Here is a 13,686-nt window from a genome sequence, read left to right on the forward strand (position 1 = left end):
GATAACATCATGGCTAGCCAACAAGATACAGATTCTTCAGGCAGTTTTTCCCAACGCATGAACAAGTCTTTATATGCAAAACGTCAATTTATTAATAAGTTGGGCTTGGCATTCTCCTACATCACCATGGCATTTGGTTTGTTTTGGCTTGTTTGGATTTTGATTACCTTGATGACAAAAGGCTTTGGCTCTTTGGTGCAGATGCCTGTCTTTACGGCTGACACACCGCCACCCATGACTGATGGTGGATTAAGAAATGCCATTGTTGGGTCTGCCATGATTGCCACCACAGGTTTGTTGATTGGGGCACCTGTGGGGCTGATGGCGGGTATTTATTTGGCGGAATTTAGTCATGGCAGTTGGCTGGGTCGTGCCACTCGCTTTATGAATGACATTTTGTTGTCAGCACCGTCTATTGTGATTGGGTTGTTCATTTATTCATTGATGGTGCGTGGTCATGGATTTTCGGGCTGGTCAGGTGCAGTGGCATTGGCTCTCATCATCATTCCTGTGGTGGTGCGTAGTACCGAAAATATGCTCAATCTTGTGCCACACCAGTTACGTGAAGCGTCTTATGCCTTAGGCGCACCTAAATGGAAAGTGGTGACTTCGGTTACCATGAAAGCTGCCAAAGCAGGCTTAACCACAGGGGTGCTTTTGGGGTTTGCTCGCATCACAGGTGAGACTGCTCCGTTGCTATTTACGGCTTTAAATAACCAATACTTTAGCACCGATATGGGTAAACCCATCGCCAACTTGCCCAACACCATTTATCAATTTGCCATGAGTCCTTATGAAAATTGGCAAACATTGGCTTGGGCTGGGGCATTATTGATTACTTTTTCAGTATTGATTTTAAATATTATTGCTCGTTTTATTAGCCGTGATAAAAAGTAATCCCTTTATTTTATCCAACCATCACTGACCAACCTTTAACTTGTATTCATATTCACCATTTTTAGAGCTGATACCATGACAGACGTAATGAGAAGAAAACCCGCCGCACCCATGTCAACTCAGACCAATACTGACATCAATCCTCATGCTGGTGGCATGTCCCGTTTTGAGAATATTAAAAAAATGAATATGTCATATCTGAATTTGCCTCCTGCCAAAATCACCATTGAGAATTTGGATTTTTATTATGGTGATTTTAGGGCATTAAAAGGCATTAACCTACAAATTCCTGATAATAAAGTCACTGCCTTTATTGGTCCATCAGGTTGTGGTAAGTCCACCTTGTTACGTACCTTTAACCGCATGTACGATTTATATCCGGGCTTGCGTGCTGATGGTAAAATCATGCTTGATGGTGAAAATATTCTGGATAAAGGCGTTGACATTAACTTGTTGCGTGCCAGAGTGGGCATGGTCTTTCAAAAACCAACCCCATTTCCCATGTCTATCTATGATAATGTTGCTTTTGGGGTTAAACTGTATGAAAAGTTAAGTAAGTCTGAAATGGATGACCGAGTTGAATGGGCATTAAAAAAATCTGCCCTCTGGTCAGAGGTGAAAGACAAACTAAAAGCATCTGGGCTATCATTATCTGGTGGTCAGCAGCAGCGTTTGTGTATTGCCCGAGGAGTGGCAACCAAACCTGAAGTCTTGCTCCTTGATGAACCCACATCAGCACTTGACCCCATTTCTACCAGCTCCATTGAAGATTTAATCCATGACCTAAAAGAAGATTATACCATTGCCATTGTGACCCACAATATGCAACAAGCAGCTCGTGTGTCAGATTACACTGTGTATATGTATCTTGGTGATGTGATTGAAATGGGTGAAACCGATGGCTTATTCACCAATCCTCGCCAAAAAGCCACAGAAGACTACATTACTGGGCGTTATGGTTGATGATGGGACATGTTGATGATAAGAAACATAAGAAACACAAACACCATTTGCCCTATTTAAATTCATACGCATCTTCAGTTCATACGTAATAAAAAAGGCATTAACAAGCATAACAACTTAACAAGCATAATAACCAAGTATAATCAACCAAACATAAGCATCAATCCCAACAACCATTAACCACATGGGTCATAAAAATGGACAAACACACCTCAAAAGCATTCGATGAAGAATTATCAAACGCCATCAATCTGTTTTTAAAAATGGGTGAAATGGCGGCAAAACAGGTAGAAAAGGCGGTACAAGCCTTGACTGATGTGAATGAACAACAAGCCGAAGAGGTCATCATTGCTGACAATCAAATCAACCAGTATGAGCGTGAGCTGGATGAACGAGTGTTGCAATTGGTCATCAAAAGACAACCCGCTGCCAGCGATTTACGTCTGGTGATGGCAATGAGCAAAGGGGTGGTGGATTTAGAACGCATTGGTGATGAAGCCAGTAAAATTGCCAGAATGGCAAAAGACTTGGCATCACAAGGCAGCGCCCCAACAGGCTATTCAGAAGCTCAACATTTAAGCAACCAAGTGCGATTAATGATATATGAAGCTTTGGAAGCTTTTCGTAAATTTGATGCTGAAAAGGCCCTTAACGTCATACAACATGACAGTGCCATCAACCGTGAATATCAAAGTGCCATTCGCTCCTTGATGACTTATATCATGGAAGACAGTCGCTATGTCAGCAGAATGCTGAGTGTCATGTGGATATTAAGGGCGTTAGAACGTATTGGCGACCATGCCAAAAACATCGCCGAACTTGTTATCTATACCGCCAGTGGCACAGATGTGAAACATACCAGCTATGATGAAATGGAAAAAACGATATTAAACACACAATCGCATTAAAAAAAGAACAACAGCAAGAAGAACAACAGCAAAACAGCCAAATCAATCAGTCAATTGGCTGATAAACTTAAAATTTGTTTATGCTTGATGTTGCCTGACATGTCTTAGGTTGATTGCACATCAGCCACATCAAATTTTTTATACTTTAGGCGGTGTGTAGCCTGCTGGCTTTTCATAATCACCATTATCCAAAAACAGCTCTCGTTGTTCATTAAGGTATTTTTTGGCATCTGGGTCAATCATGCTAAGGTGCTTTTCATTAATCAACATGGTCTGTAACTCCAGCCATGCTTGCCATGCCTTTTGTGACACGGTGTTCTGTAGCTCTTGCCCTTTGGCATTGGGAAAAGGAGGGTTGGGCATTTTGGGTAGGTCTTTTTGGTATTTACGACAAAAGACGCTGTTGGCTTTGGGGTCAAAGGTGGTTGTCATGATTGTTCTCACTATATGTCTTATGTTTAAAACAGCATTATTTAAAATAAACGTTTAAAACGGATTTTAAAAAATCTTAAGCTAAGTGTTTTGGTAAATGCAAATCTACCCTTAGCTTGGGTAAAGGTGATAAAACACGCACGATGATGGGCTTAATGTCTTCTTTCCACCGCATCACAGGCACAACACCCAACTTAGCCATCTGTTCAGCCATGTGATGTGTTTGGAGCTGTTTATTGGCAAGTTCAGAGACCACAAGTTCTGGTGCCAAGCTGATGCTGTTTTTACCCTTTTTATGGGCATGATGGTCTGTGTATATCAGTGGCTGACAATGCATGGCGATGTGGCGTATGCCTTCGTATCGAATGGGTCGCATTAAGGCTTCTGCCAATGCTTGTAAGCTGGTCTCTAGCCACAGCCGTCGCATGGGGTGGTATGGGTGGTCAGACACCAGCAAATTGGCAATATAGTCAGGGTTGTTTTGGTTACTGGCAACCGCCAAACCTGAATGCTCACGTTGACGTTTGTGCATCAATAATGACCCTGCAGGTAACTCACCACGCTGACACGCCTGCCGATACGCATGATGGTTGTCAGGATACAAGCTTTTACAACGGTTAGATACCCTATCAAGCAGATTGCCTGTGCTGTTGACAGGCAAAACAAACACCTGTGCTCGACTTTGTAAAAATGGCTCTGTACGTTCTTCAATCTGTGCCATTGTGCTGGTTATTGTGTTTTTTGTGTTTCTAGTTGAGCGATTTGTTTTTCAAGCAAAGCAATGTGTTCCGCTTTATCTTTGGTTAACGCTTCCATGTCTTTGATTTGCTCTTTAAGCAGTTCTTCTTGTTGACTGTACAGTTCTTCTTGCTGTTGCAATTTGTCAATCTCTTCTTTAATCAAGGCAGGGTCTTTTGGAATCTCAGCGGTTAAAATGTCATCAGCCGTCAGCTTAGGCTTGGCAACAGTGGTGGTATTTTCAACTGATACGGAATCTGGCACATCAAGGGCATTGCTGACATCATCTGCATTTGTGTCAGCTGTTACATCGGCTTGTGTTGTGGGTTGGGCTTGCTCGGCAGCAGCTGCTAGGTCAGCGGATTCATTGGGTACTGGTGGGGTGTCTGGAATGACTGCCATAGGTTCATTGATGATGGGGTCAGTCGCCATGGGTTCACCTTGATTGCCCAAGAATAAAAATGCCAATACCCCCAATATCCCAAGGACGATTAATGCCATTAATGGCTTTAATAAGTTTGGTGGTAACTGTTTGACAGATTTTTTCAGTGCTGGTTTTTTGTCGTTTGGTTTTTTGTTTTTTGGCTCTTTTTTACCAAGGAGTTTTGACATTTTATTAGCCTGTTTGGTCTGATTATTTTTATCAGCCACCTTGTTATTGTTGTCATTTTGATAAGTGGTTGTGGTGGTAACCGCTGTGGGGGCTATGGCTGATTCTATGGGTGGCTTTTTTGGTGGTGGTGTGTGTGGTTGTGTGTCGATGCTCTGAAATTCAGTAGAATGTTGATTAAACGAACTGTCGTCATTAAATATTGGTGTTTCAGTCATATTTTTTGACTGATGATGTAAATGGCTGTCCATGGTGTTTGTGTCATCTGTGTCATTGACATCAAAACTGTCAACCTCAAAATCGTCAACCTCAAAACTGTTTATCTCAACATCATGGTCAAAATTGACATGCTCAGTAGATGATGTGTGGGCGTCTGGCTCATCTAAATGAAAGTCAATTTCTTCAAAGTCGCCAAAGTCGTCTGACGCATTGAATTCTGACGCATTGAAACTGTCCGTATGATTATTCGCATTATTGTGTGGGTTAAGGCTGTCAATATTATTCGTCTGATTGGCATCGATGTCATTGAAATATGGAACATCGATGGCGAGATTAGACGTATCAGATTCGTGATGACTTTGTGATGTGTCCAACTCTAAAGACGCATCGTCAAAATCTGCCAATAGGTTATCAGCATCAAAATCAATGCTACTGTTATCAAAGTCTACCTCATGGTTGACTTTATCCAATTTAGGGTCATGATTACTCATAAGGCATCAACTTCACTTAACAGACAGATAAAAAAATAAACACGAAGAGTCGCACAATCCATATTTGCACATATTTTGCTTTTAATATAGCAAATTATTACAAAAATGTCTGTCAATGTGTCTTAAAGTTTGGGTTAATTGTCTATTTTTTTGCTGATTACTCGGTTATGTTGGCAACAGCAATGCCAGCATCGATAATTATCGGTTTGTTTTGTGCCGATACGCTGGTGATGACGTTTGTGCTTTGCTCATCATTTGTTTGGCTTTTTATCTTGCTTTTTAGGTCATTGGCTTGTGGGCGATGTTCGATGTGTCCACATTGGGTGCATTGAATGTATTCATCAAACTTAGGCTTAAAGACTTGCACCTGTACCACCACATCTAAAGTTTGGCACTGTGGGCAGGTTACGCCAGCCAAAAACTGACGTTTTGGGCGGTTAGATTGATACCGCATGGCAAGTCTCCTTGATGTCATTTGCCTAGATTTGCTGAGCTTGCCTATGGCGATTGCACAGCCTTAGCATCATCAGACCCATTGTCATTAAAACGCATTGTGAATAAAACCACTGTGGCGAAGTAAGGCATCAATGGTGGCATCTCTGCCACGGAATTTCTTAAAGTTATCTTTGGCGGTATCACTGCCCCCAACTGATAAAATGTGCTGACGAAACGCTTGCCCTGTGTCTTGATTAAAGATTCCCTCTGCTTCAAACTTACTAAATGCGTCTGCTGACAGCAGCTCTGCCCATTTATATGAATAATAGCCAGACGCATAACCCCCAGCAAAAATATGGCCAAAGCCATTGGCAAAGCGGTTATATTTCGGTGTTGGCAACAGAGCAATGTCATCACGCACGCTGTCTAATGTTTGCAAAATGCCTGCATAATCAAGGGCAGGTACTTGACGATGTATTAATAAATCAAACAACGCAAATTCAATTTGACGCAAGGTTTGTAGACCACTTTGGAAGTTTTTGGCGTTGAGTAAGGCGTCCAGCTTATCTTGTGGCAAGGTTTCGCCTGTCTGTACATGACGGCTAATCATTTCAATGCCCTGTCTGTGCCAAGCCCAATTTTCCATAAACTGACTGGGCAACTCCACCGCATCCCACTCAACACCATTAACCCCTGCCACGTCCGTTATCGTTACTTGCGTCAATAAATGATGCAGTCCATGCCCAAATTCATGAAACAATGTCAACACTTCATCATGAGTGAGTAGGCTTGGCGTGCCTGCTTTGCTGTCAGCAGGGGTAAAATTACCCACCATAAAACACACAGGTAACTGATTGGCATCAGGGTGATTGGGATTGGCATATCTGGCTTGAAAACCATTCATCCATGCGCCACTCCGCTTGCCTTGACGAGCATACAAATCAAAATAAAAGCCCCCTATCAGATTATCCCCATTTGTCTTGGCATCATCATATAATTGATAAAATCGCACATCTGAATGCCACAATGGCACTTCTTGACTGTGGTCAACGGCACTGATGCCATACAAACGCTTGACGATGGCAAACAGTCCGTTAATCACCGCTGGCAAGGGGAAATAAGGACGAATGTCTTCTTGTGATAAATGAAACCTGTCTTGCTTTACCTTTTCAGCAAGGTAGGCTATGTCCCAAGGTTTTGGCATCTCACCTGCTGATAAAATACCCAACTCAATGCCTTTATCGGTCAGTAATTGCAAATCTTGTTTGGCGGTTGGTGTGGCATGAATGGCCAACTGACGTAAAAACGCATTCACCTCATCAGCATTGTCTGCCATTTTGGTTGCCAATGACACTTGGGTGTAATCATCAAAACCTAACAGCTGAGCCTTTTGTTGGCGTAATTGTAAAATCTGAGCCATGATGTCAGCATTATTAAATGGCTCGTTCTGATTGTTGGTGTGCGTGTCTAACTCGGACGCTCGAGTCACATACGCCTGATACAACTGCTCACGTAACAATCGGTCATCGGCATGGGTCATCACCGCCAAATACACAGGAATGTCCAAAGTTGCCACATAAGTAGGGGTTGGCAAATCAACCAGCGATGACGCTTGTTGCGTTGATTGATTTTGCTTGGTTTGCTTAATTAATTGCTGACGATACGCTTCACCAGCCGCTGCCAGCATGGCTAATCCTGTTTTGCTAATGCCAGATAATTGCTCAGGCTCTAATGGCAACTTAAACGCTTGCGTGGCATCTAAAACATTATCAGCAAACTTAGCCGATAAGCTGGATAATTGACGCTCAATATCAGCAAAAGTCAATTGCTTATCTTTTGCTAACCCCACACCAGACAGCTCAAATCCTTGCAATGCCAAAAAAATCGCCCGTTGTCTGGCAGAATCAAGACTGGCTAAAAACCTTTTGTCTTGATAAACAGTTTGATAACGATGAAACAGCCCTTGATGCTGTCCCACTTTGGTGCTGTAAGAAGACAACTTGGGCAACAACTCATGATGTACATGGCGAATCTCATCATTGCTCATCACATCATTTAGATGCGACACCACCCCCCAACTGCGATCAATGGCTGTACCAATATGCTCAAATGTCATTATGTCTGTTAATGCCCGTTCCACATCAATGTGCTGATTAATGTGCTTATAAATATGTTTGGGGCTATCTGGGTTGTCTGGGCTTTTATCTTGGTTTAAATCCAATTTGTTTAAATCCAATTTATCCAGCTGGTCTAAATACTCATGGGCGTGTTGCAAAGCGGTCTCAACGTGCATTTGCAGTTGTTGTGGTGTGGCTTGGGCAAAGTCAACCAACATCAAACGGTCATCTAAAGCGGTTTTGGCACATAAAACTGAATCTGGGGAAACTGGGGGTAAAGAAACTGAAGACATGATAAACCTTATGTTAAAAACTGATGCTAAAAAAGCGAACCGAACCCATTGATGATTTGTCATCAATCAGATAACTTGCCATAAAAGGTTACAAACTGCCACACTATTTACAAATTTACCGCAAATGCTTGCAAATACCAACGGCATCTGCAACTGATTTTTTGCTAAAATAATAAAAGCTAGTCATGGCATTTGCCATTCATCATTTTATCATGATATTTTTTATCATTGTATTTTATGGTAATTTATCATTGTATTTTTGGGTATTTTTGCTGTTTGTTCGAATATTTTTAGGACATACGACCAAATCCCAACCACAATAACATCAAGAACATAAGGAAAGTTATGAAAGCCACCTTAAAAAGCCTACGCCAAATCAAAGCCAATCCTGCCGTCAGTATTTTTGTTAAGACGCATCGTAAACATCCAGAAAACCAACAAGACCCCATTGCCCTAAAAAACCAACTTAAATTAGCAGAAGACCGTTTAACCAACGAATATGATAAGCGTGTCGCTGGCACAATTTTAGAAAAAATCCATGCCAAAACCGATGAGCTTGATCACAACTATAACTTGGATACCTTGGCCATCTTTGCCAGTGAAGATGATGTTCAGCTCATTCGTTTGCCATTAGATGCCACTGAGCGTGTCATTATTGGGGAGCGATTTGCCACTCGTGATTTGGTTAAAGACATGGCAGGAGCGGTGCATTATTATGTTGTTGTGGTTACCCGTGAGCATGCACGCTTAATTGAAGCCAGTAACGACCGTGTTGTGCATGAATTTGATAAAAAAGACGTGGCACGCACTGAATTTGACAATATCCCATTCCCCATCGAAAACACCACATTATATACCACCAGTGGGGCTGACCGTTCTGCCGCTTCCAATGAGGACAATTACCTTAAAGAATTCCTAAATCGTGTGGATAAAAGTGTGCAAGAGATGTGGGGCGAACATAAAATGCCCATCATCGTGGTGGGTGATGCTCGTAACATCAGTTTTTATAAAGAAGTGTGTGACCGCCCTGAGAACATCATTGGCAGTGTGGATAACGTTACCGATTTAGAAAATGGCAGTGCTGAACACATCGTTGAAAGTGTCCAATCTGCAGTTGAAGCTTATCGCAAAGAGTTGTATGAACAAGCTCAAGGAGAGATAGAAGCTGCCCGTGGTAATAATCTGCTGACCACTGATTTACAGTCTGCTTATCAAGCTGCCTATCAAGGTAATGCTGAACGTCTGTATGTGCAAGAAGGTTATATCCAACCTGCCAAAATTGACGAAACTGCCCAAACCTTAACTCCAAGCGATGACCCCACAGCTGACGGTGTGAACGATGATGCGGTTGGTGAAATCATTGAGCATGTGATGCACAATGGTGGTGATGTGGTATTCTTACCTAAAGGCGTTATGGCAGATGACCTACCATTGGCGTTGGTAAATCGTTATTAATTTTTGTGATTTAACCAATTTATCAGTGGTTAAAATTATCAGTGGCTAAAAATTGTCAGTAAATAAAAACGGACGTGCATGCGTCCGTTTTTATTTACTGACAATTTGCTCAAGTTTTTGTTTTTTAGTTTGCTTAAGATGACAGTTTTTAGCCTTGCTGTTGGTTTTTTAACCACTGTATATACGCAAAGGTGGCTTGCTCTTTTTGATTATCAGCAAATTCATAAAAGCGCGTGCTGACCAAATTATCAGGTAAATACTGCTGGGGATAATAATGGTTGGGATGGTCATGCGGATAGACGTAATTTATCCCATAACCTTGGTGTTTCATTAACTCAGTAACCCCCTGACGCAGGTGCAATGGCACAGCAGATTGGTCAGTTTTTGCCAGTGCCATTGCTTGATTAATTGCCTTATAACTGGAATTGGATTTTGGGCTGTTTGCTAAATACACCAATGCTTGTCCCAAAATGATTCGAGCTTCTGGCATGCCAATGGATTGCACGCTTCGTAAGGCGGTGTCTGCCATCAGCAACGCATTGGGATTGGCAAGACCAATGTCTTCACTTGCCAAAATCACCAAACGTCGAGCGATAAAGGCAGGGTCTTCGCCTGCGGTGAGCATGCGTGCCATCCAGTAAAGACCTGCATCAGCGTCCGAGCCACGCACCGACTTTATCATGGCAGACACCAAATCGTAATGCCCATCGCCTGACTTATCATAACGCACAAGGCTTGAGCCTGCCACTGCCAGCACCTTGTCATCATTAATGATGATTGGTAAGTTGTGATGGTTATGATGATTGGTGTTAAAATCAGGATGAGACTGAATGGTCAGTTCTAACAAATTCAACGCTTTACGAGCATCGCCTTGTGATAATTGCAAGATGGCTTGGCAAGACTGTAGCTTAATGTTTAAATTTTTAAACATATCATCTTGAGTAATGGCTCGTTGCAAAACGTGCTGAATGTCATCATCACTCAACAGTTCAAGCCGATATACCTGACAGCGAGACAGCAAGGCATTGTTAACACTAAATGACGGATTTTCGGTGGTTGCACCAATTAAGGTGATGTCGCCTGCTTCCACCGCACCCAGCAGGGCATCTTGTTGGGCTTTATTAAAGCGATGAATTTCATCGACAAACACCACAGGTGATTCACCAAACAACCCATCATCTTTTACCAACACTTCACGCAGTTCTTTCACCCCTGAGTTAATGGCGGACAGTGGGCGAAATGGACGGCCGATGGCATCAGCAAGTAGCATGGCGATGGTGGTTTTGCCAATGCCTGCTTCGCCATGCAAAATCATGGACGGCAGATAGCCTTGTGCCACGATACGGCGAATGGGGGCATCGTGTGCAAGTAGGTGGGTTTGCCCGATGACTTGGTCAAGTGATTTTGGGCGAATGCGTTGGGCTAGGGGGATTTGAGTCATGTGGCGTTGATGGGCTTGGGTGTTGGTGGTTAATAGGTAAAATGCTAATCAGCAAGATGTTAATAAGCAAGATGTTAATAAGTAAGCAGGCAAGATAATATGATAAGATGTGGTCATGCCATTGTTCTTATCATAGATTAACACATATTGAATTAAAAACCATTGAATTAAAAGCGTTTATTCATATCATTGATGATGTTCATAACAAAGATGATATTCATACCACGAAATGTGAGCAAACACTGATGTTTTCTTTAACCAGTCAGCAACAATCTTGTTCTAAGTCTCGTTCTTTGACCACAGGAGAAATTGCCATTGCCAAATCTGTATTTGGTGATGATTTAGATACGTCCAGTGTGCAAATTAAGACCGCATGGTGGGTACTCAAAAATTATGCGGTTTCGCCCAATGGCAATATTTATTTTCATCGAGATGATTGGATAGAAGATTTTAGCAACCAAAGTTTGAGTTTGCGAGCATGGTTGGTACATGAATTGACTCATGTTTGGCAAGTACAGCAAGGCATGGCGGTGTTTTATAAAGCGTTATTCAACCGAAAATACAGTTATGTGTTAAAGGCAGGCAAGCCATTTGTGAGTTATGGTGTTGAGCAACAAGCACGTATGGTGGAAGATTTTTATAAAAGACGAGAACGCCAACAAAACTGTGATGATTTGTTGGCGTGTATTCCGTTTTTATCTTAAGGTTATTGACGGTCTTCGATGTTTATGAATTCTCGTTTGGTTTCACCCGTATAAAGCTGGCGAGGACGGCTAATTTTAAAGGGGGCAGATTGCATTTCTAGCCAATGGCTGATCCAACCTGCTGTGCGTGCCAAGGCAAAAATCACCGTGAACATTGATGTTGGAATTCCCATCGCTTTTAGGATAATACCAGAATAAAAATCCACATTAGGGTATAGGTTGCGTTCAATAAAATAGTCATCTTCTAGGGCGATTTTTTCAAGCTTCATGGCAAGCTCAAGTTTGGGGTCATTAATGCCAAGCTCACCAAGCACTTGGTCGCAAGTCTCTTTCATGACTTTGGCTCGGGGGTCAAAGTTTCTGTACACTCGATGGCCAAAGCCCATGAGTTTGACCTCTTTGCGTTTGACTTTTTCCATAAAGTCATCGACATTATCAACCGTACCGATTTCATCTAACATCTCAAGGACAGCTTCGTTAGCACCGCCATGTGAAGGACCCCATAGAGCGGCGATACCCGCTGCGATACAGGCATAAGGGTTTGCTCCTGTAGATCCTGCCAAACGCACGGTTGAAGTTGAAGCGTTTTGTTCATGGTCAGCATGCAAAGTAAAGATTTTATCCATCGCATTAACCAGCACAGGGTTGACTTTATATTGTGGGTCAGCAGGTGTGGCGAACATCATGTACAAAAAGTTCTCAGCATAACTAAAGTCGTTGCGTGGGTACATGAATGGCTCACCTTTTGAGTATTTATAACTCATGGCGGCTAAGGTTGGCATTTTGGCAATCAAACGAATGGCGGTAATTTCACGGTGACGTTCATCGCTGATGTCCAAATTGTCATGATAAAACGCTGATAATGCACCCACTACCCCCACCATGGTTGCCATGGGGTGAGCATCTCGGCGAAAACCTTCATAAAACTTACGTAACTGCTCATGCACACCAGCATGGTGTTTGACTTTATCATAAAAATCATCTTTTTGTTGTTGTGTTGGCAGTTCACCATGGAGTAGGGCATAGCACACTTCTAGATATTCTGCTTTCTCTGCCAGTTGGTCAATAGGGTAACCACGGTGCAACAGCTCGCCTTTGTTGCCATCAATAAACGTGATTTTTGATTCAACAGGTGCAGTGACTTTAAAACCGGGGTCATAAGACCAATAGCCAGCATCTTGTAAGGCGGAGATATCAAGCACAGGTCGCCCTAATGTGCCGTTAATGATGGGCAACTCATATTCATTGCCATCGACCAAAAGAGTTGCGTTTTTTTGTGATGTATTTGACATGATGTCTTGTCCTTTTTTCCATGAAGTCTATGGCGTCTGGGTCAGACGCTTGCATGTTTTAAACACACATAACGCCTGACTGACGCACATTGATGAATAGTATCCCAATTTGCAAATGAATGGGTATGTGATGCTGGTGTTGATAACTGACTTTTTTAATGGCTGACTTGCAAATGGCTGACTTGTAGAACTGGTTGTCATGATTGAATTTAATCAATTCATGATTGACTTTAATCAATAAAGGCTAATGATAATGGTTAATGACAAACAGATGCAAGAAATTTATGAATCAGCATTAACTTCAATCATTTTAACTTCAATCAGTTTAAACAACGTCATCATCAGTGATAAACGCACCATCATAACAAAAACTTGGCAATTTTGCAGTCATAATTAACCACCATTCTTGTTGTTTGGGAACAATTTATTTGTAATTATGGGGCAGGGCTTTTATAATAGCAAAGATTTTATTATCAGTGATCTGTTGATGCTGTTGATGACTTGTCCATCGTTTGCCTGATAGCCTGCTAAGTTGTTTTAAGCTAAGTTGTTTTAATTAGTTGCTTTGTTTAGCCACTTTATTTGGTACTTTGTTTAGTTGTTTTGTCAGTTAAGTTAAGTTAAGTTATTTTTATCAGCTATCTTGTTTATCCATTTGGACTGAAGTCATTTTACTGGGTCGCTGTTAACC

Annotated in this window: 12 protein-coding genes; 5 read left to right on the forward strand and 7 right to left on the reverse strand. The window is 42.0% G+C overall.

The window, feature by feature from the left end:
* The first annotated feature begins 9 nt into the window (after nucleotides 1–9).
* From pstA to phoU, 3 genes are all read left to right on the forward strand, one after another.
* Nucleotides 10–897, forward strand: a complete 888-nt coding sequence (gene pstA, locus WDM69_RS00965) for a phosphate ABC transporter permease PstA (RefSeq protein ID WP_078307224.1) — start codon at nucleotides 10–12, stop codon at nucleotides 895–897.
* A gap of 57 nt (nucleotides 898–954) precedes the next feature.
* Nucleotides 955–1,860: a phosphate ABC transporter ATP-binding protein PstB gene (gene pstB, locus WDM69_RS00970; RefSeq protein WP_411350853.1), complete on the forward strand. Its 906-nt coding sequence runs from the start codon at nucleotides 955–957 to the stop codon at nucleotides 1,858–1,860.
* Nucleotides 1,861–2,057: 197 nt separating this feature from the next.
* Nucleotides 2,058–2,768 (forward strand): phosphate signaling complex protein PhoU, encoded by a 711-nt coding sequence (gene phoU / locus WDM69_RS00975; protein ID WP_078307225.1) that lies wholly within the window; start codon nucleotides 2,058–2,060, stop codon nucleotides 2,766–2,768.
* A 138-nt stretch (nucleotides 2,769–2,906) separates the two neighbouring features.
* Here phoU and WDM69_RS00980 read toward each other — a convergent pair whose 3' ends face one another.
* From WDM69_RS00980 to WDM69_RS01000, 5 genes are all read right to left on the reverse strand, one after another.
* The gene (locus WDM69_RS00980) at nucleotides 2,907–3,200 is read right to left on the reverse strand and encodes an oxidative damage protection protein (protein ID WP_078307226.1); all 294 of its coding nucleotides are present in this window, start codon (nucleotides 3,198–3,200) and stop codon (nucleotides 2,907–2,909) included.
* Between the two features lie 76 nt (nucleotides 3,201–3,276).
* Nucleotides 3,277–3,921 carry a hypothetical protein gene (locus tag WDM69_RS00985; protein ID WP_078307227.1) on the reverse strand — a complete coding sequence of 215 codons (645 nt, stop codon included), beginning with the start codon at nucleotides 3,919–3,921 and terminating at the stop codon, nucleotides 3,277–3,279.
* An 8-nt stretch (nucleotides 3,922–3,929) separates the two neighbouring features.
* Nucleotides 3,930–5,258, reverse strand: coding sequence for a hypothetical protein (locus WDM69_RS00990; RefSeq protein ID WP_338755501.1), 1,329 nt, complete (start codon nucleotides 5,256–5,258; stop codon nucleotides 3,930–3,932).
* A 157-nt stretch (nucleotides 5,259–5,415) separates the two neighbouring features.
* Entirely contained in the window at nucleotides 5,416–5,712 is a 297-nt protein-coding gene (locus WDM69_RS00995; protein WP_338755502.1) for a YheV family putative metal-binding protein, read from the reverse strand.
* A gap of 87 nt (nucleotides 5,713–5,799) precedes the next feature.
* Nucleotides 5,800–8,103, reverse strand: coding sequence for a M3 family metallopeptidase (locus WDM69_RS01000; RefSeq protein WP_338755503.1), 2,304 nt, complete (start codon nucleotides 8,101–8,103; stop codon nucleotides 5,800–5,802).
* A 345-nt stretch (nucleotides 8,104–8,448) separates the two neighbouring features.
* On the opposite strand from WDM69_RS01000, the gene WDM69_RS01005 reads away from it, so the two are divergent.
* Complete coding sequence (locus tag WDM69_RS01005) at nucleotides 8,449–9,558, forward strand: hypothetical protein (protein WP_078307234.1); 1,110 nt, start codon at nucleotides 8,449–8,451, stop codon at nucleotides 9,556–9,558.
* A gap of 148 nt (nucleotides 9,559–9,706) precedes the next feature.
* Here the strand turns inward: WDM69_RS01005 and WDM69_RS01010 are convergent, their stop codons facing one another.
* Nucleotides 9,707–10,999 carry a replication-associated recombination protein A gene (locus tag WDM69_RS01010; protein ID WP_078307236.1) on the reverse strand — a complete coding sequence of 431 codons (1,293 nt, stop codon included), beginning with the start codon at nucleotides 10,997–10,999 and terminating at the stop codon, nucleotides 9,707–9,709.
* Between the two features lie 245 nt (nucleotides 11,000–11,244).
* Here WDM69_RS01010 and WDM69_RS01015 point away from each other — a divergent pair, with 245 nt between their 5' ends.
* Nucleotides 11,245–11,703 (forward strand): type IV secretion protein Rhs, encoded by a 459-nt coding sequence (locus WDM69_RS01015; protein ID WP_338755504.1) that lies wholly within the window; start codon nucleotides 11,245–11,247, stop codon nucleotides 11,701–11,703.
* A gap of 2 nt (nucleotides 11,704–11,705) precedes the next feature.
* On the opposite strand, the gene gltA is transcribed toward WDM69_RS01015, so the two are convergent.
* The gene (gene gltA, locus WDM69_RS01020; RefSeq protein WP_338755505.1) at nucleotides 11,706–12,995 is read right to left on the reverse strand and encodes a citrate synthase; all 1,290 of its coding nucleotides are present in this window, start codon (nucleotides 12,993–12,995) and stop codon (nucleotides 11,706–11,708) included.
* Between the last annotated feature and the right edge of the window lie 691 nt (nucleotides 12,996–13,686).

Origin of the sequence: Lwoffella lincolnii (assembly GCF_037201985.1) — a bacterium.
Classification (GTDB): domain Bacteria; phylum Pseudomonadota; class Gammaproteobacteria; order Pseudomonadales; family Moraxellaceae; genus Psychrobacter; species Psychrobacter lincolnii.